At 67.1% G+C, this 17,929-nt stretch carries 14 protein-coding genes; 5 read left to right on the top strand and 9 right to left on the bottom strand.

The window, feature by feature from the left end; genetic code table 11:
- Positions 1-5 precede the first annotated feature (5 nt).
- Positions 6-1,139: an MFS transporter gene (locus AC0Z6F_RS17400; protein WP_012510251.1), complete on the bottom strand. Its 1,134-nt coding sequence runs from the start codon at positions 1,137-1,139 to the stop codon at positions 6-8.
- Between the two features lie 11 nt (positions 1,140-1,150).
- Positions 1,151-1,927 (bottom strand): DeoR/GlpR family DNA-binding transcription regulator, encoded by a 777-nt coding sequence (locus AC0Z6F_RS17395; protein ID WP_012510252.1) that lies wholly within the window; start codon positions 1,925-1,927, stop codon positions 1,151-1,153.
- 158 nt (positions 1,928-2,085) lie between these two features.
- On the opposite strand from AC0Z6F_RS17395, the gene smqnr reads away from it, so the two are divergent.
- The gene (smqnr, locus tag AC0Z6F_RS17390; RefSeq protein ID WP_485617979.1) at positions 2,086-2,733 is read left to right on the top strand and encodes a SmQnr family pentapeptide repeat protein; all 648 of its coding nucleotides are present in this window, start codon (positions 2,086-2,088) and stop codon (positions 2,731-2,733) included.
- Between the two features lie 3 nt (positions 2,734-2,736).
- On the opposite strand, the gene AC0Z6F_RS17385 is transcribed toward smqnr, so the two are convergent.
- Both AC0Z6F_RS17385 and AC0Z6F_RS17380 read right to left on the bottom strand, forming a co-directional pair.
- Positions 2,737-3,411 carry a class I SAM-dependent methyltransferase gene (locus tag AC0Z6F_RS17385; RefSeq protein ID WP_012510254.1) on the bottom strand — a complete coding sequence of 225 codons (675 nt, stop codon included), beginning with the start codon at positions 3,409-3,411 and terminating at the stop codon, positions 2,737-2,739.
- 98 nt (positions 3,412-3,509) lie between these two features.
- On the bottom strand, positions 3,510-4,889 hold the full coding sequence (locus tag AC0Z6F_RS17380; RefSeq protein ID WP_012510255.1) for an aminotransferase-like domain-containing protein: 1,380 nt from the start codon (positions 4,887-4,889) through the stop codon (positions 3,510-3,512).
- Positions 4,890-5,022: 133 nt separating this feature from the next.
- Between AC0Z6F_RS17380 and AC0Z6F_RS17375 the strand changes: the two genes are divergently transcribed.
- On the top strand, positions 5,023-5,886 hold the full coding sequence (locus tag AC0Z6F_RS17375) for a DMT family transporter (RefSeq protein ID WP_012510256.1): 864 nt from the start codon (positions 5,023-5,025) through the stop codon (positions 5,884-5,886).
- 39 nt (positions 5,887-5,925) lie between these two features.
- Here the strand turns inward: AC0Z6F_RS17375 and AC0Z6F_RS17370 are convergent, their stop codons facing one another.
- Positions 5,926-6,861 carry a LysR family transcriptional regulator gene (locus tag AC0Z6F_RS17370; protein WP_041864480.1) on the bottom strand — a complete coding sequence of 312 codons (936 nt, stop codon included), beginning with the start codon at positions 6,859-6,861 and terminating at the stop codon, positions 5,926-5,928.
- 107 nt (positions 6,862-6,968) lie between these two features.
- Between AC0Z6F_RS17370 and AC0Z6F_RS17365 the strand changes: the two genes are divergently transcribed.
- Entirely contained in the window at positions 6,969-8,486 is a 1,518-nt protein-coding gene (locus tag AC0Z6F_RS17365) for an MFS transporter (protein ID WP_485617976.1), read from the top strand.
- Here the strand turns inward: AC0Z6F_RS17365 and AC0Z6F_RS17360 are convergent.
- The 3 genes from AC0Z6F_RS17360 to AC0Z6F_RS17350 form a co-directional block, all read right to left on the bottom strand.
- Positions 8,470-10,560, bottom strand: a complete 2,091-nt coding sequence (locus tag AC0Z6F_RS17360; protein WP_012510259.1) for a TonB-dependent siderophore receptor — start codon at positions 10,558-10,560, stop codon at positions 8,470-8,472. The genes AC0Z6F_RS17365 and AC0Z6F_RS17360 overlap by 17 nt on opposite strands.
- Before the next feature lie 99 nt (positions 10,561-10,659).
- The gene (locus AC0Z6F_RS17355; protein ID WP_012510260.1) at positions 10,660-12,045 is read right to left on the bottom strand and encodes a sensor histidine kinase; all 1,386 of its coding nucleotides are present in this window, start codon (positions 12,043-12,045) and stop codon (positions 10,660-10,662) included.
- On the bottom strand, positions 12,023-12,706 hold the full coding sequence (locus tag AC0Z6F_RS17350; protein ID WP_012510261.1) for a response regulator transcription factor: 684 nt from the start codon (positions 12,704-12,706) through the stop codon (positions 12,023-12,025). Before AC0Z6F_RS17350 ends, AC0Z6F_RS17355 begins: the two co-directional genes overlap by 23 nt.
- Before the next feature lie 153 nt (positions 12,707-12,859).
- Between AC0Z6F_RS17350 and AC0Z6F_RS17345 the strand changes: the two genes are divergently transcribed.
- Complete coding sequence (locus tag AC0Z6F_RS17345; protein WP_100467923.1) at positions 12,860-14,038, top strand: efflux RND transporter periplasmic adaptor subunit; 1,179 nt, start codon at positions 12,860-12,862, stop codon at positions 14,036-14,038.
- Between the two features lie 4 nt (positions 14,039-14,042).
- Positions 14,043-17,144, top strand: a complete 3,102-nt coding sequence (locus AC0Z6F_RS17340) for an efflux RND transporter permease subunit (protein WP_004147062.1) — start codon at positions 14,043-14,045, stop codon at positions 17,142-17,144.
- Between the two features lie 270 nt (positions 17,145-17,414).
- On the opposite strand, the gene AC0Z6F_RS17335 is transcribed toward AC0Z6F_RS17340, so the two are convergent.
- The gene (locus AC0Z6F_RS17335) at positions 17,415-17,819 is read right to left on the bottom strand and encodes a GFA family protein (protein WP_012510263.1); all 405 of its coding nucleotides are present in this window, start codon (positions 17,817-17,819) and stop codon (positions 17,415-17,417) included.
- Positions 17,820-17,929 lie beyond the last annotated feature (110 nt).

The following is a 17,929-nucleotide window of genomic DNA, read 5'->3' as shown; positions in this document are numbered from 1 at the left end:
GCTGGTTAGACCCGTAGCCAACGTGTGGACACAGCCACCAGCAACAAGGCCACGGCCACGCCGATGAACGCAGCGATCAGGCCGAAATGATTGGCGGCGAAGCCGATCAAGGCAGGCCCGGCGAGGATGCCGGCAAAGCCCAGCGTGGATACTGCAGTGATCGCCAGCGCGCCGGGCATGCGGGTCTGGTGGCCGGCCAGTGAGAACAGCGCCGGTGCGATGTTGGCGCAGCCGAGGCCGACCAGCACATAGCCGATCAGCGACGCCTGCCACGGCGTGACCAGGGTCAACACCAGCACGCCCGCGGCGGCGAGCAGGGCGCCAAATACGATCGCGCGCTCACGGCCCACACACGCTACCAGCGCATCGCCGAACAGGCGTGCGACGGTCATGGTCAGGGTGAAGGTCACATAGCCGATACCGGCAATGCTGGCATCGACGCGACGCACATCGCTGAGGAAGACCGCGCTCCAGTCCAGCATCGCGCCTTCGCCGAGGAAAGCGACGAACGCCAGCACGCCGATGAACAGCACGATGCCGTGCGGAATGGCCAGCATCGGTGTGTCGTGCGGCATGCGCTCGCTGTGCCAGTAGGCCGCCGACAACAGCATCACCAGCAGCATGGCGCCCACGCCGATCAGCACCGATGCCAGTGGCGGCAGCTGTGCGGACAGCAGCACGGTCATGGTTGCCGCGCCGAGGAAACCACCGATGCTGAAGAAGGCATGGAAGCCGGACATCATCACGCGTCGTGATTCGCGCTCAACGATGACGGCCTGCACGTTCATCGTGCAGTCCATCGCGCCCACGGCGGCGCCGAACACGAACAGCACCAGCCCCAGCGTCCAGGCCGAACCGGCCAGCGCCAGGCCGGGTACGGTCAGGCAGATCAGCAGGCTGCTGGCCACCATCACCCGCCGGCAGCCCAGGCGTGCGGCCAGTACACCGGACAGCGGCATGGCCAGCAGCGAACCGGCACCGAGGCAGAGCAGCACCAGGCCCAGCGTAGCGTCGTTGATGTCGGTGCGCGCCTTGGCGAACGGCACCAGTGTTGCCCACAACGCCGTGGCGAAACCGGGAATGAAGAATGCAGCGCGGGTCGCGTGCTGTTCGGCACGCGCGCGGTTGGCGAGGGACATGAGCGGTACGGTCAGGGCGGGGTGGGGTGTACCGCGATACCGGCGGCGCGGAAGCGCGCGGCCAGTGCGGGCGGTGCGGTGGTGGTCAGCACCAGGTCGTCGATCTCGTCCAGGCTGGCGATCTGCCAGTTGCCGCGGGCACCGAGTTTTTCTGTGGTGGCAGCGACGATGACGCGGCTGCTGCAGGCCACCATCGCGCGCTTGAGCGTGGCTTCTTCCGCATCCATCGCCCACACGCCGGTGTCGCCATCCACCGCGCAGGGGCCGGGCAGGTACACGTCGGCGCGCAGGCGCTGCACCTGGGCCAGTGCTTCGGCACCGACTGCACCGCCGCCGCTGGCGAGGCGGCCGCCGATCAGCTGCACCGAAGTGCCTTCGAGCATGCTGGCAGCGGTGGCGATCTGCGGCGCGTTGGTGATCACCGTCAGACCGAGGGCGGCCGGCAGCTGCTGGGCGATGGCCAGGTTGGTCGAGCCGGCATCGAGCAGTACGACCTGGCCGGGCTGCAGCAGCGCGCAGACGCGGGTGGCCAGTTCGGCCTTGTCGCCACGGTCGCGGGTCAGTCGCTCGCGTAGCGGGCGTTCCTTTGGCGGCGGCAGCACGGCGCCCCCGTAGACACGCTGGCACAGGCCTTGGGCGGCCAGCTCGCGCAGATCGCGCCGGATCGAATCCTCGGAAACCGCATAGCGGTGCGCCAGTTCAGCGGCCACCACACGGCCCTGTTGGCGCAGTTCGTCGAGGATCAGCTGGGTGCGCTGGGCGGGGAGGGGGCTGGGATCGGAGCTCATGCTGCAAGTCTGCATGTTCGTGCATTAACGTGCAACAACGTGCATTCGGCCGGGTGGACACAGAACGGCTGGACTGCCGGTGAACCTGCCCGCGTCCGGGTCTATGGATCACCTTCGTGGCCCGGCATCATGGCGGGGCACATGGCATGGAATCCCCGATGTCCCCCACCGTTCACCGAAAGCTGCGCATCGGCGTGGACCAGTACACCGGCCAGAAAGTGGTCGACCAGCAGTTCCACGAATGCGACTTTTCCGGCGCTGACCTCACCGCCACCGAGTTCATCAACTGCAGCTTCTATGACGCTGAAAACCGCGCCGGTTGCCGTTTCAACGGCGCCACATTGAAGGAAGCCAGCTTCCGTAGTTGCGACATCAGCATGTGCCACTTCAGTTTCATCAAGGCGCTGGGCCTGGAGATCAGCGAGTGCCGTGCGCAGGGCGCGGACTTCAGCAACGCCAGCTTCATGAACCAGATCACCACGCGCAGCTGGTTCTGCAGCGCCTTCATCAAGAAGTCGAACCTGCGCTACGCGAACTTCTCGCGGGTGACGCTGGAGAAGTGCGAACTGTGGGAGAACCGCTGGGACGGCGCCAACGTGAGCGGTGCCAGTTTCGCAGGATCGGATCTGTCCGGGGGCCAGTTCGAGGGTATCGACTGGAACAGCGCCAACTTCACCGACTGCAACCTGACCAACTCGGAGCTGGGCGAGCTGGACCTGCCCAGCACCAATCTGCGCGGCGCCACGCTGGATGTGCAGCAGGTGGCGCTGTTGATGCAGCGCATCGGCATTACCGTGGTGCCGTAGACATCATCCGGCGTACGCCACCCAGCCCTTGAAGCTGAAGCCGGCATAGAACAGCTCCACGTCGTTGAAGCCGGCCTCCTGCAGCAGCGCGACTTCCTGCTCGGGCGCCAGCAGCGGCAGCCGCTCCGCAATTGCTTCGATCGCGCGCTGCGCCTCGGCGTGGGCAACCCCCGAGGCTTCGGCGAACGCCGCGTAGCGCTGCAACCAGCGCAGCTTGCCGACCGGATCCTGCGGCACGCTGTGGTGGGCGACAACCAGAGGGGCACCCTGGCGCAGTCGCTTGTGTAGTTCACGCAACGTATGCAGGCGTTGCGTGGCGTCGAGGAAGTGCAGGGTCAGCAGGCAGCTGGCACCATCGAAGCGCACATCCGGGGCATCGTCGATGTAGCCTTCCAGCAGCTCAACGCGTGCGTTCAATGTGCCCAGTGTCTGCTCGGCCAGGGCCAGCATCGGCGCGGCCGGGTCCACGCCCAGCAACTGCCAGCCCGGTTGCGCCTCGGCGAAGGCCTTCAGTTCCAGCCCGCCACCGGCACCCAGCACCAGCACGCGGCCCTGCGCAGGGACACGTTCGGCCAGCAGCAGGCGGCTCATCTGCTGCAACGCGAAGAAGCCGGGCACCTGGCGCAGCGGCGCTTCGGCATAGCGGGCCACCGCCTGCGGATCGGAGAACGTGGACATGCGCGGATTCCTGCGGCGGGGACATACCACTGTAGCGCGCCGTGCAAGCGCCTTGGAGGCAGGATACTGCCGCCTGCGCTGGCCGGTTCGCAACCAGCTCAGCGCAGTTCCCGCGCCAGTACCTGCCAGATCCTCGGGTCCTGGCACTGCGAAACGTTGAAACGTACATAGTCGGCCGCGCGCTGCGACTGACTGAACGCGTTGCCCGGTGCCAGCACGATGCCCTCGCGCAGGCATTGCCGGGCCAGTGCGGCGGCATCGCGGCCATCGGGCAGCTGGCACCACAGGAAGAGCCCGGCTTCCGGCTGCAGCCACGGCGTGATGCCCAGCGCCTGCAGCTTCCGCAGCGTGTGCCGGCGCGCATCGGCCAGCCGCGAACGCACCGACTGCATGTGGCGGCGGTAGCCGCTGTCGGTCAGCGCGATGTGCATCAACTGCATCGCCAGGTGACCGCCACCGAAGCTGGTGGCCAGCTTCAGGTCGGTCAGCGCCTCGATCCATTCGTGGCGGGCAGCGATGTAGCCGCAGCGCGATGCAGCCGACAGTGTTTTGGAGAAGCTGCCGACGTGGATCACCCGCGACAGTCCATCGAGCGCGGCCAGTCGCGGTGCAGGCTGCAGTTCAAAGTCGGCGAAGATGTCATCCTCAACGATGATCAGTTCGCTGCGTTCGGCCAGGCCCAGCAGGCGATGGGCAGTGCTGGCCGACAATATGGCGCCGGTCGGGTTGTGCAGGCCGGAATTGGTGATGTACAGCCGCGGCGAATGCGCCTGCAGTGCCTGCGCGAACGCTTCCAGGTCCGGGCCGCTGTGCGTGTACGGCACACCGATGGCCTGCACCTGGTGTGCCTTCAGCAACGCGTGGTAGTTGAAGTAGCTGGGGTCATCGACCAGCACGCAGTCGCCGGGCTTGAGCAGGAAACGGCAGATCAGCTCGACCGAATGCGTGCCCGATTCGGTCAGCAGGATCTGTTCCATCGGCGCATCGATGCCCACTGCGGCCGAACGCCGTTGCAGCAACTGGCGCAGCGCAGGCAGGCCGAGCGGCCCGGCGTAGTCGACCAGTTGTGATGCATCGGCGCGCGCCAGCCGGCGCAGGCCACGACGCATGCCGTCGTGGTACAGCCAATCGCTGGGCATCCAGCCACAGCCCGGTTTGAGGTGACCGGCCGGTGTTTCCAGCGATTGCCGTGATACCCACAGCGGATCCACCGCGCGGTCCAGCCGCGGCTCCATCTCGGCCAGCGCCAGCGGTGCCGCCGGGCCACTGACGTAGAAGCCCGAACCTGCGCGAGCGCTGATCAGGCCTTCGGCGGCCAGGCGCTCGTAGGCCTCGACCACGGTGGAGACCGAAACCCCCATCGCCGCCGCCTGCGCACGTACCGAGGGCAGGCGGGAGCCGGGGCCATCCACTCGCGCACCGATGCGGGTGCGGACGGTCTGGATGACCGATTCGATGCGGGTGAGCGAACGTGGCATGGCGGAACCGTAGTGGAAGTGTGGGCAGTACAGTTACTTGCGACTGTACTGGATTGTAGCTGGGGTCGTTCCGCGCTGGATGCTTCCATACAGGTCCAGCCGGGCATCGTCCGGCACCTTCAGGAGTACAGGCGTGGAACGGTCGGCGAGTGGTTGGATCAATGGCTTCATCGGCGTGGTGATTTTCGCGGGCTCGTTGCCGGCTACCCGCCTGGCAGTGCTGCAGCTGGACGCCGGATTCGTCACCGCTGCGCGTGCCACCATTGCCGCCGTGCTGGGCGTCAGCCTGTTGTTGCTGCTGCGCCAGCCGCGTCCGCAGCGCACCGATCTGGCGGGCCTGGCCGTGGTCAGTCTCGGCGTGGTGGTCGGCTTTCCACTGCTGACCGCGCTGGCCCTTCGCCACGCTTCATCGGCACACACCATCGTGTTCCTCGGCCTGCTGCCGCTGAGTACTGCTGTGTTCGGTGTACTGCGCGGTGGCGATCGGCCGCGCCCGGCGTTCTGGTTGTTCTCGCTGCTGGGCAGTGCCTGCGTGGTCGGCTATGCGGTACGCAACGGCATCGAGGCCTCGCTTCAGGCTGACCTGCTGATGCTGGCGGCGATCGTGGTGTGTGGGCTGGGCTATGCCGAAGGTGGTCGACTTGCCCGCCATCTCGGCGGTTGGCAGGTGATCAGCTGGGCGCTGCTGTTGGCGCTGCCAGTGATGTTGCCGTTGGCGGTGCTGATGCGGCCGGCGTCATTCGCGGCGGTCGGGGCATCCGCGTGGTGGGCGCTGGGCTATGTCGCTGTGTTCAGCATGCTGATCGGTTTCCTGTTCTGGTATCGCGGGCTGGCCCAGGGCGGGATTGCCGCAGTTGGCCAGCTGCAGCTGTTGCAACCGTTCTTCGGCCTGGCCCTGGCTGCGCTGCTGCTGCACGAGTCGGTCAGCCTCAGCATGGTGCTGGTGACCGTGGTCGCGGTGATCTGCGTGGCAGGCGCGCGCCGCTTCAGCCGCTGAGCGAAAAAGGGGACGGAGGGGATTAAGTCGTAATTAGCCCTACTGTGCCTGAAACGACTTAATCCCCTCCGTCCCCTTTTCCGGGTGGCCGCGGAACAGATGCGCAACGGCATAGTCGATGAACACCCGCAGGCGTGCACTGGGATGGCGCCCACCGGGCCATAGCAACGAGAACTGCCCCTGGTGCGTGGGCAGTGCAGGCAGTACCCGTTGCAGGCGGCCATCGGCCAGCGCGTCGGCTGCGAGGAAGTCAGGCATCCAGGCCAGGCCCATGCAACCGATCGCAGCGGCCAGCACGGCTTCCATGTTGTTGCAGGTCATCGCGGTGGGAAGGCGCGCTCCAGCATCACCTTCGATGCCCGGCAGCTGCCACGGGTGCAGCTTTCCGGTGGTGGGGTAACGGAAGCGCAGCGCGGTATGCAGGCGCAGCTCGCTCACATCACCGGGCGTGCCATGGGCCTGCAGATAGCCCGGCGCCGCACTGAGGATGAAACGGAAGCCGCCCAGCCGCCGTGCGGTCAGGCTGGAATCGGCCAGTTCACCGCTGCGTATCACCGCGTCGAGGCCTTCGCTGACCACATCGACGATGCGGTCGTTGAAGTCCAGTTCCAGCTGCACCTGAGGGTAGCGCTGCTGGAACCCCGGCAGTACCGGCAACAGGAAGCGGTAGCCGATGGTGGGCAGGCCGATGCGCAGCAGTCCACTCGGGGCGTGCTGGCGCTGCGCCAGATCCGCCTGCGCTTCGGAAAGCTCGTCCAGTGCACGCCGGCAGCGCTGCAGCAGCAGTTCGCCTTCGTCGGTGAGGTGCACGCGGCGGGTGGTGCGCTGGAACAGGCGCGTGCCGAGTTCCTGTTCAAGGCGGGCGATGCGCTTGCCCACGGCCGACGCGGAGAGGCCGAGGACGCGAGCGGCGCCGACGATGCTGCCTGCTTCGGCGGTACGGACGAAGGCCAGCAGGGTAGAGATGGAATCCATGCGGGGCATGATTACGGAACGATGGGCCGTAATCAACGTCCATCGAGCCTGTTTTTCAGGAATAGCGGCCTGTCCATCATCAATGCCCCTGATGGATGGAGGCCCGCATGGCCCCGGTTTCGATGCTTCCCGTACCTTCCCACACGCAGCAGCGCTGGGCGCTGCTTGCCGTCTGCCTGGCCGCGCTGGCGCTGCCGTTGTCCTTCTCGGCCGGTGCCGTCGCGGTGCCGGCGCTGGCCCGTTCCGCGGCGTCGTCGCCCACCGCGCTGGCCTGGGTGACCAATGCGTTCATGCTCACCTTCGGCAGCCTGTTGCTCGCTGCCGGTGGCCTGGCCGACCGCTATGGTCGGCGGCGGCTGTTCCTGCTGGGTACGGCGGGCTTCAGCATCGCCACTGCCGTCGTCTGCCTTGCGCCCACGCTGCTGTGGCTGGATCTGGCGCGCGGGCTGCAGGGCGTTGCCGCTGCAGCGGCGCTAGCGTCCGGCACCGCTGCGCTGGCGCATGCCTGGCAGGGCCCGGTGCGTGCCCGTGTGTTCGCCCTGCTGGGCACCACATTCGGTGCGGGGCTGGCGCTGGGGCCGCTCCTCGCCGGTCTGCTGTTGCAGGCATTGGGATGGCGCAGTGTGTTCGCCGTAGGCGGTGTACTGACGCTGGCGGCCTTCGCAGTGGGCGCGCGCGTGTTGCCCGAAAGCCATGGCGAACGCGGGCGGCTGGATGTCGGCGGCATGCTGGGCTTCAGCCTGATGCTGGCGGCGTTGACCCTGGCCCTGCTGTGGCTGGGTGAATTCGGCCTGCATGCCATGCGCGTGCAACTGGGGCTGTTGGCGACGCTGCTGCTGGGTGGGGTGTTCGTATGCATCGAACGGCTGCACCGCTCACCGTTGCTGGACCTCTCACTGTTCTCGCAACCTGCGTTCCTGGGTGTCCAGCTGCTGCCGGTCGCAACCTGCTTCGGCTACGTAGTGCTGCTGGTGGTACTGCCTCTGCAGCTGCTGGGTGTGCACGGACAGAGCGCGACCCTGGTGGGGCTGCAGATGCTGGCCCTGTCCGCGCCGATGCTGGTGCTGCCGATGCTGGCCGCGCGCTGGGCGGAGCGCGTTGGAAGTGCGCGGCTGTGTACGCTGGGCCTGCTGGTCTGTGCCTCTGGGTTGTACCTGTTGTCGCGCCACGCATCGCATCCGTCGCCCTCGCAGTGGGTCCCGTTGCTGATGCTGATCGGCGCTGGAACGGCCTTGCCGTGGGGCTTGATGGATGGGCTGTCGGTCAGTGTGGTGCCGGTGCAGCGTGCGGGCATGGCCGCCGGCATTTTCGGAACCGTGCGGGTGGCCGGTGAAGGCATCGCATTGGCCGCAGTTACTGCCTTGCTTGCGCTGCTGATCGGCCACCAGCTGCAGGGAGCATCACCCGCATCGTTGGCGCGCGCCGGTGCCTATCTGGCGACGGGTGCGCATGCACAGGCACAGGCACTGCTTCCTGCGATGAGCGGCGCACAGCTGCAGCAGGCCAGTGCCGAGGCGCTGGCGATACTGCTGCGTGTCCTGGCGCTGCTGACCGCCGCATGCGCTGTGCTGTTGCACCTGCTGCTGCGGCGGCCAGCGTTGGCTGTGATCAGAACCGATAGCTGATGGTGCCGGTCACCACGCGCGGGTAGCCGGCGAAGCAGTCGCCAAAAGTGCGGCACGGCGCGTAGTAGCGCTTGCCGGTGAGGTTGGTGATGTTCAATGCCATCGTCCAGTCGGTCACCTGCACTTCCAGCAATGCATCGGCCAGCGTATAGCTGGGCGTGATGATGCGCCCGCCATTGCCCAGCGACACCGTATTGCCGACATGGCGCACGCCCAGGCCCAGGCGCAGGCGTGCGGCATCATCCAGCTGGAAGCCCTTCGACACCCATGCCGAGGCCAGGTCCTGCGGGGTGTCGTTGAGGCGCTGGCCCACTTCCAATGCGAAGTTGCTGCGGCTGACCTCAGCCTCGTTGCGCGCAACGGCAGCGGTGACCGTCAGGTCGTTGGCGAACTGGAACTGGCCTTCCAGCTCCACGCCCTTGGAGCGGATCTGCCCGGTCTGCACCACGTTCAGCACATTGTCCGGATCGTTGGTCTGGCGATTGGTTTCGGTGATGCGGTACGCCGCCAGCGTCAGCAGCAGGTTGCGCGCGGGTTGCCACTTGATGCCGGCCTCGGACTGGCGCCCGCGCATCGGCTTGAAGGCGTTGCCGAACAGATCCTGCCCGGACACCGGCAGGAATGACTCGCTGTAGCTCAGGTAGGGCGAAACGCCCGCGCCAAGTTCGCCGATCAGCCCGGCGCGGTAGGTGGTGGCGTTGTCGGTCTGGCTGGGTTGGCCTTCGGTCTTCGAGCGTGCATGGTCGCGGCGCGCGCCCAGCACCAGCGAGACGCGGTCGGCCCAGCGGATCTGGTCCTGCACATAGACACCCAGCTGGGTGGAGGTCTGGTCCGGCTGACGATCCCAGCCACGCACGATCGGTGCGACCGATACCGGAGTGTAGACGTCGATCGGCGTGCCGGTGGCGTCCAGCCGCTGCAGCTGCTCTTTGTACTGGCTGTAGTCCACGCCGGCCAGCAGCAGATGCTGGAAGGCACCGGTGGCGAAGTCGAACTGCAGCGCATTGTCGGCGCTGAAGATCTGCACGTCGGGGCGGGTGCCGTAGGCAGTGCGGTTGACCACGCGCCGCTCGGCGTCGATGAAGGGATCAGCCGGATTGCTGTAACTGTCGACGTACATCTGCTGCAGGGTGGTCCTGCCATCGATGTAACGCACTGCCGAGCGCAGGCTGAGCGTGTCGTTGAAGCTGTGGTCGAACAGCGCGGTCAGGCTGTACACACGCGAGTCGATGCGGTCGAAGCCGGGATCGCCGATGAAGGTGGACGGGTCGAGGCGGCGTCCGGGCGGGGCCAGCAGGGTCGCAGCCAGCGGCAGGAACTGCTGGCTGGAGCCGGTCTTGTCATGCTGATAGCTGGCCAGCAGGGTCAAGGTGCTGCGTTCGCCGCGCCAGCTGATCGACGGTGCCAGATAGACGCGGTCATCCTTCAATACATCGGTCTGCATGTTCGATTCACGCACCAGCCCGACGAAGCGGCCGGCAAGTGTGCCGGCATCGTTCAATGCGCCGCCGATGTCACCCTGCAGCTGCCTGCGGTCGAAACTGCCGAGCTGCACGCCGACCTCGCCGTTGAGGGCACCGAAGGCCGGGCGCTTGCTCATCGCATTGATGATGCCGCCGGTGGCGCCGGCACCGTACAGCACCGAGGACGGGCCGCGCAGCACTTCCACCCGTTCCAGGCCATAGGTTTCCGGGCGGGCGAGGGGACTGAAACCGTAGCTGCGGCGCAGGCCATCCTGGTACTGCACCGGGTCCAGCCCGCGCACCGAGGTGGCATCGTTGCGGGTATCCAGGCCCCAGGCATCGGCGGTGACGCCGGCGCTGTAGCGCAGCACTTCCTGCAGGTTGTGCGCGCCGCGATCGGTGAACAGCTGCTGGGTGACCACGCTGATCGCCTGCGGTGTCTCGGTCAGGGCGGTGTCGGTCTTGGTCGCGGTGCTGGCCCGCTCGGCCACCACCGTTACCCTGTCCAGGGTGCGCGCCGCCGGGGTGTCCTGGGCCTGGGCGATGGCCGAGGCCAGCAGGGTGGGCAGGGCGAGCGTGTACAGCAGCGGACGCAACGGCAGAGCGGGCATCGGGAGTGATCCGGGAAGGGCGGTGACGGCGGATTATCCGGATGCTCGCCCGCAAATACAAATGATTCCCAAGTGCGATTGAGGTGCCTGAGCCCAGCGTCAGGGCAGGCCGTCCGTCGCGCCGCGGATGCTCATCCAGGCGCCGCCACCGGGGGCGCTGCCGGCGCGGACACGGAAGCCGTGCAGGCCGGCAATGGCGGCCACGATCGACAGGCCCAGGCCGAATCCAGGCCCCTGGCCGGCGCTGCTGCTGCCACGGAAGAAGCGCTGGTAGATCAGCGTGCGGTCCTGTGGCGGAATGCCCGGCCCGTTGTCGATCACATCGATCCTCGGGGCGCCGTGATCATCGACCGCACGCAGCAGGATGCGGCCGTGTGCAGGGGTGAACTGCAGGGCATTGGACAGCAGGTTGGCCAGCGCTTCGAACAGCAGCTCGCGGTCTCCACGCAGCGGGCCCACCTTCGGGTCCACCTGCAGTTCCAGCAGCTGTTGCTTCTCTTCGGCCAGCGGCAGGTAGAACTGGTGAAGTTCCTGCAGCAGATCGGCGATGTCCACCGCGTCGAAGGCCGAACGTCGCTGGTGGCTCTCCAGCTCGGATACCCGCAGCAGCGCGGCGAAGCGCGCCATCAGCATGTCGGTCTCGGCCAGCGCCTTGTCCAGTGGATCGGCATGCGGGTTCTGTTCGTCCAGGCCCACGCGCATGCGGTACAGATGCGCGCGCAGGCGGGTCAGCGGGGTGCGCAGATCGTGGGCGATGCTGTCGCAGACTCCTTTGACTTCGGTCATCAGCTGTTCGATGCGTTCCAGCATGGCATTGACGATGCTCGACAGCCGATCGATCTCGTCGCGACGGCTGGAGACCGGCAGGCGCTGGCCGAGGTCGCCGGCAACAATTCGGTTGGTGGCCGCTTCGATCTGCTGGATACGTTTCAACGGGCGCCGACGCAGCAGATGCCAGCCCACCAGGCCGGGAATGACGGTCAGCGACACGCCCCACAGCAGTGCATCAAGGATGATGCTGTTGACCGCCATGAGCTTGCCATTCTGGCGTACGAATACCAGCGTGCGGCCATCGCGGGTCACCACGCCGAGCGCACTGCCGCCGTTGTCGTGGCGGCCATCGGCCAGCGTCCAACCGTCCACCGCATGCGAGTTGCCATCCAGCGGCAGTCCCTCGGGGATCGCTGTCAGCGGGCCCGCCATCGGCATGCCGGCCTTGTCGAACAACCCATAGGTATAGACCTGGTGCAGATCGAAGCGCTGGCTGTCGCGCAATGCTTCATCCAGTGCCGGCCCGTCGAAGCTCATGAACAGGTGGGCGCGCTGCTGCAGGCCCGATTCGGTCAGGTCACTGAGGTAGTCCGAGATGCGCCAGTACATCACGCCCAGCAGCAGGCTCGACCACGCCACGAACAGAATGCAGTACAGGCCCAGCAGCCTGCTGCTGGAGGAACGCCAGTGGTCAGGATTGCGCGTCGAAGACATAGCCGGTTCCACGGACGGTCATGATCGGCTGCGGCCGGCCGGGTTGTTCGATGCGTTTGCGCACGCGACCGATATGCACGTCGATCAGGTTGGTACCCGGATCGAAGTGGTAGCCCCAGACTTCCTGGAACAGCATGCTGCGGGTGACCACCTGGCCGGCGTTGCGGACCAGGAATTCGAGCAACTTGAACTCGGTCGGCAGCAGCGCGATTTCATCCCCGCCGCGTCGCGCCGAACGGGTCATCAGGTCCAGTTCCAGGTCGCCGGCACGCAGCACGTTGTCGATGGCGCCAGTCGGGCCCTGACGCCGGATCAGCACTTCCACGCGTGCAGCCATCTCGTCCGAAGCGAAGGGCTTGGTCAGGTAGTCGTCGCCGCCGGCGCGCAGGCCACGCACGCGTTCATCCACGTCCGACAGTGCGCTGATCATCAGCACCGGCGTGGTGATGCCTTCACGGCGCAGCGTGGTGACCAGGGCCAGCCCGTCGATGCCGGGCAGCATGCGGTCCAGGGTGATCACCGCGTAGTCGCCTGCACGTGCCAGCGCCAGGCCGTTGCTGCCGTCGCTGGCCAGGTCCACGTCGAAGCCGTGGCTGCGCAGTTCGGTGGCGATCTCCTCGGCGGTGACAAGATCGTCCTCGATGGTGAGTACGCGCGGCATGGGCCAGTGTGCAGAGTGGGACAGGGGCATCCTCGCAATCGTGGGCAGCGACTGCAAATGAAAAATGTTTCATGCGCGATTTAGCAGGATCGTGCCGCCACGTCTTCTATATTCGGCGCCGAACGCTCCCCCACGCGTGGAACCCTGCAGCCGATGATCCTTCCGAACCCCTCCCGTCCGTACCGTGCCTGGCGGCTGCCGCGAACCGCGGGCCTGCCGCTGCTGGCGCTTGCCCTGGCGGGCCTGCTCAGCGCCTGCGGCAAGGACGCGCCCAAGCCCGGCGCCGCGGCACCGGAGGTGACCGTGCTGACCCTGCGCAGCCAGCCGCTGGCACTGCAGCAGGAACTACCCGGGCGCAGCGTCGCCTCGCAGGAATCGGACGTGCGCCCGCAGGTCGATGGCGTGCTGGTGAGGCGGTTGTTCGAGCAGGGCCAGTGGGTGAAGGCCGGGCAGCCACTGTTCCAGATCGAGCCCGCGCTGTACCAGGCGGCGCTGAACGAGGCGCAGGCCAACCTGAAGACCGCCGAGGCCGCTGCGGTGACCGCGCGCCTGCGGGCGCAGCGCATGCAGGCGCTGGGCAAGGACCAGCTGGCCGCGCGCCAGGACGTGGACGATGCGATCGCCAGCGACCAGCAGGCTGCCGCCGCGGCGCAGGCCGCACAGGCGGCACGTGACACCGCCAGCACACGGCTGGGGTTTGCCACGGTGACCTCGCCGATTGCCGGGCGCATCGGCCGCGCGCTGTTCACGCCGGGGGCGCTGGTCACCTCGGGCCAGGCCGATCCACTGGCACGGGTGCAGCAGATGGACCCGATGAACGTGGACATCACCCAGTCCAGCAATGAGTACCTGGCACTGCGCCGCGCCATCGCCGACGGTGGCGTGCAGGCCGACACAGCACCGGTGCGGCTGCGCCTGTCCGATGGCACCGACTACCCGCTGCCCGGCACGCTGGAATTCGCCGACGTGGACGTGCAGCAGGAAACCGGCAGCATCACCCTGCGGGCGCGTTTCCCCAATCCGGATGGGCAGCTGCTGCCGGGCATGTATGTGCGCGCATTGGTGGGGCAGGGGACCCGCCAGCAGGCGCTGCTGGTGCCACAGGCCGCGGTCGATCGCAGCCCCAAGGGCGAGGCGCAGGCGTGGCTGGTGGACAAGGACGGCAAGGCGCGGCTGCGCCTGTTCCGCACCGCGCGTGCGGTGGGCGATCAGTGGCTGGTGCTCGATGGCCTGGCCGCCGGTGAGCAGGTGGTGGTAGCCGGCGCGCAGGGCCTGGCCGATGGCATGACGGTACGGGTGAAGCCTGCACCGGCACCGGCCGGGAAGGACTGAGCAGATGCTGCCGCGCTTCTTCATCCATCGCCCGGTATTCGCCTGGGTCCTGGCGATCTGCATCATGGCCTTCGGCACCATCGCGGTGACCCAGCTGCCGGTGGAGCAGTACCCGGACATCGCACCACCGCAGGTCAACATCACCGCGAACTACACCGGTGCCTCGGCGCAGACGGTGGAAGACAGCGTCACCCAGGTAATCGAACAGCAGATCAAGGGCATCGATCACCTGTTGTATTTCTCATCGACCAGTTCGTCATCGGGGCAGGCGCGCATCACGGTCACCTTCGACCAGAGCGCCAACCCGGATATTGCCCAGGTGCAGGTGCAGAACAGTGTCAACCAGGCCATCAACCGGCTGCCGCAGGAAGTGCAGCAGCAGGGCGTGACGGTGGCCAAGTCGCAGGGCGACTCGCTGATGGTGGTCTCGCTGTACGACACCAGCCGGCGCATGGAGCGCGTGGACGTCTCCGATTTCCTGGTCAGCAACGTGCAGGATCCGATCAGCCGCATTCCCGGTGTCGGCGAGATCAACGTGTTCGGCTCGGCTTACGCAATGCGCGTGTGGCTGGACCCGCACAAGCTGCGCGCCTATGACCTGATGCCGTCGGACGTGCGCGCTGCGATCCAGGCGCAGAACACGCAGGTGACGGCGGGTGAGCTGGGCGCGATGCCGTCCAGCCCGACGCAGAGCCTCAACGCTACGGTGACCGCGCAGTCGCGCCTGCAGACCCCCGAGCAGTTCCGCGCGATCATCCTGCGCACGCTGCCCAATGGTGCTGCGGTGTTGCTGGGTGACGTCGCACGGGTCGAGATCGGCGCGGAGAACTACCAGACCAGCAGCTATCTCAACGGTTATCCGGCGGCCGGCTTCTCGGTCACCCTGGCCTCGGGTGCCAACGCATTGGCTACTGCCGATGCAGTGCGCGCGGAGATCGAACGGCTGCGGCCGACTTTCCCGCCGGGGTTGCAGGTGGCCTATCCGCGTGACAGCACGCCGTTCGTGCGGGTCTCGATCGAGGGGGTCATCCACACCCTGATCGAAGCCATCGTGCTGGTGGTGGTGGTGATGTTCCTGTTCCTGCAGAACCTGCGCGCCACGCTGATCCCGGCGATTACCGTGCCGGTGGTGCTGCTGGGTACCTTCGGCGTGCTGGCCGTTGCCGGATTCACCATCAACACGTTGACGTTGTTCGCGATGGTGCTGGCGATCGGCCTGCTGGTCGACGATGCGATCGTGGTGGTGGAGAACGTGGAGCGCATCATCCACGAAGAACATCTGCCACCGCGCGAAGCGACCGAAAAGTCGATGGGCGAGATCACCGGCGCATTGATCGGCATCACCGTGGTACTGGGTGCGGTGTTCCTGCCGATGGCGCTGTTCGGCGGTTCCACCGGCATCATCTACCGGCAGTTCTCGATCACCATCGCATCTGCCATGGCATTGTCGGCGCTGGTGGCGCTGACGCTGACCCCGGCGCTGTGCGCGACCCTGCTCAAGCCGTCTTCGGCGCAGAAACCGCAGGGCCGCTTCTTCCGGGCGTTCAACCGCGGCGTCGAGCGCAGCCAGCTGGCCTACCAGGGCAGACTCGGCGGCGTCGTCTCCCGGCCGCGGCGCTGGATGGCGTTCTACCTGCTGCTGGTGATCGCCATGGTAGCGCTGTACGCGCGCATGCCCACCGGCTTCCTGCCGGTGGAGGACCAAGGCCAGGTGACCTTCCAGTTCTCCACGCCGGAGGGCACGCCGATGGCGCGTACCGAGGCGCTGGGCGAACAGATCAGCCGCTACTTCATGGAGCACGAGAAGCAGAACCTGGATGTGGTGTTCGTGGTGGTCGGCCGTAACAATGCCGGCACCGGCCAGAACGCGGGGCAGGGCTTTCTCGCACTGAAACCCTGGGATGAGCGCACGGGCGACAACACCGCTGCAGCGATCATCAAACGCGCCAATGCCTACTTCCGCAGCTTGCCGGATGCCAAGGTCAATGTACTGGCACCGCCGGCAGTGCGTGGACTGGGCCAGTCCAGCGGCTTCGAACTGTGGCTGCAGGACACCAGCGCGGCCGGGCGCGTGGCCCTGCAGGCGGCGCAGGAACAGGTGGTGCGCGCGGCCGGCGAAGACGACGGGCTCACCTCGGTGCGCTTGAACGGTCTGGGCGACAAGGCCGAGCTGCGGCTGGACATCGACCACGCCCAGGCCAGCGCGCTCGGCCTGGCCCAGGCCGACATCAATTCGACGTTGTCCGCGGCCTGGGGCGGCAGCTACATCAACGACTTCCTCGACCGTGGCCGGGTCAAGCGTGTCTATATGCAGGGCGACCAGCCCTACCGCAGCGTGCCCGACGACATCGGCCAGTGGTATGTGCGCGGCGGCACTGGGCAGATGGCCTCGTTCGCCAGTTTCGCCAGCAGCCACTGGGCGCGTGGGCCGCAGCTGCAGCAGCGCTTCAACGGCCTGCCGGCGATGCAGATCCAGGGCAGCGCCGCTGAAGGCCGCAGTTCGGGCGAGGCGATGCAGCGCATGCAGGCGCTGGTTGCCGATCAACCCGGGTTCGACCTGCAGTGGAGTGGCCTGTCCTACCAGGAACAATTGGCCAGCAACCAGACGTTGTGGCTGTACACCGCCTCCATCGCCTTCATCTTCTTGTGCCTGGCGGCGCTCTATGAGAGCTGGACGGTGCCGGTGGCGGTGGTGCTGGTGATCCCCCTGGGCGTGATCGGTACCGTGCTGGCGACCACGGCGGCCGGGTTCGTCAACGACATCTACTTCCAGGTCGGCTTGCTGACCACCATCGGCCTGTCGGCCAAGAACGCGATCCTGATCGTTGAGTTTGCCGAAGCCCGCTATCGCGCCGGCAGTTCGGCGGTGGAGGCGGCGCTGCAGGGCGCACGCCTGCGCCTGCGTCCGATCGTGATGACGTCGTTGGCATTTGTGGCCGGTGTGATTCCGTTGGCGTTGGCCACCGGTGCGGGTGCGGTCAGCCGTCGTGAAATCGGCATGAGCGTGATCGGCGGCATGCTCTCCGGCACGGTGCTGGCGGTGTTGCTGGTGCCGTTGTTCTTCGTGCTGGTACGCCGCCTGGGAGGTTCACGGCCGCAGCACTGAGAGTGGACCGCCGCTGTCATCTGACTGCCGCAGGGCCCTCACCGGTTCTTTGCCCAGGCATCGCTAGCGTACAGGTCCCCGTCCCCCACGGAGACCCGCCATGTGGCTGCTCGACCATCTCTGGCCTGGCCGTAGGCCTGTTCCTCCTCCGGTCGCCACCGAACCGCAGGCGACGCCCCGCCGGCCCTGGCTGAAGCGCCCGGTGCGGGCCGGCCGCAGCGGCATGGCCCCCTGGCAGAAGGTTGCCGCACCGCCACGACGCACTCGCCACTAACCGGTGCGGTCGGCGGGATGGTTGACCCCATCGTTGACTGGGATCACACCCAGCGCGAACGGGTCGATGCCTTCCAGGCAGGCCACGTTGTAGCCGTACTGTTCCGGGTTGGAGCGGCGCCGGTGATGGGTGTAGATGCCGCACACGCCACAGAAATAGTGCTCGGCCACATGGGTGTTGAACTGGTACAGCTGCAGGTGGTTCTGCCCGCGCACCACCTGCAGGCCCGCGCGGCTGACGCTGGCGGCAATGGCCCCCCGGCGCCGGCACATCGAGCAGTCGCAGCGGCGGGGTTCGACAATACCGTCCGGCAGGTCCAGCAGCAGTTCGACCGTGCCGCAGTGGCAGGTGGCTCGGTGCCGGGGTTGGACCGGAACGCCGGCCACGGAAGTGATGCCCATCGTTGCTCCTGTGAAGTGAACCTGGCCGCAGAGGCCGCCGCCGACGGTGCGCCGCCCAGCCTGAACGGTCCGTAGATGCCACGGTGAACCCGCTTGTGGCTAACTATGCG

This window comes from Stenotrophomonas sp. 1L-E-5-B-C3, assembly GCF_057292075.1.
The sequence above is the reverse complement of the archived record's forward strand: the minus strand, read 5'-3'. Positions and strand labels throughout refer to the sequence as shown.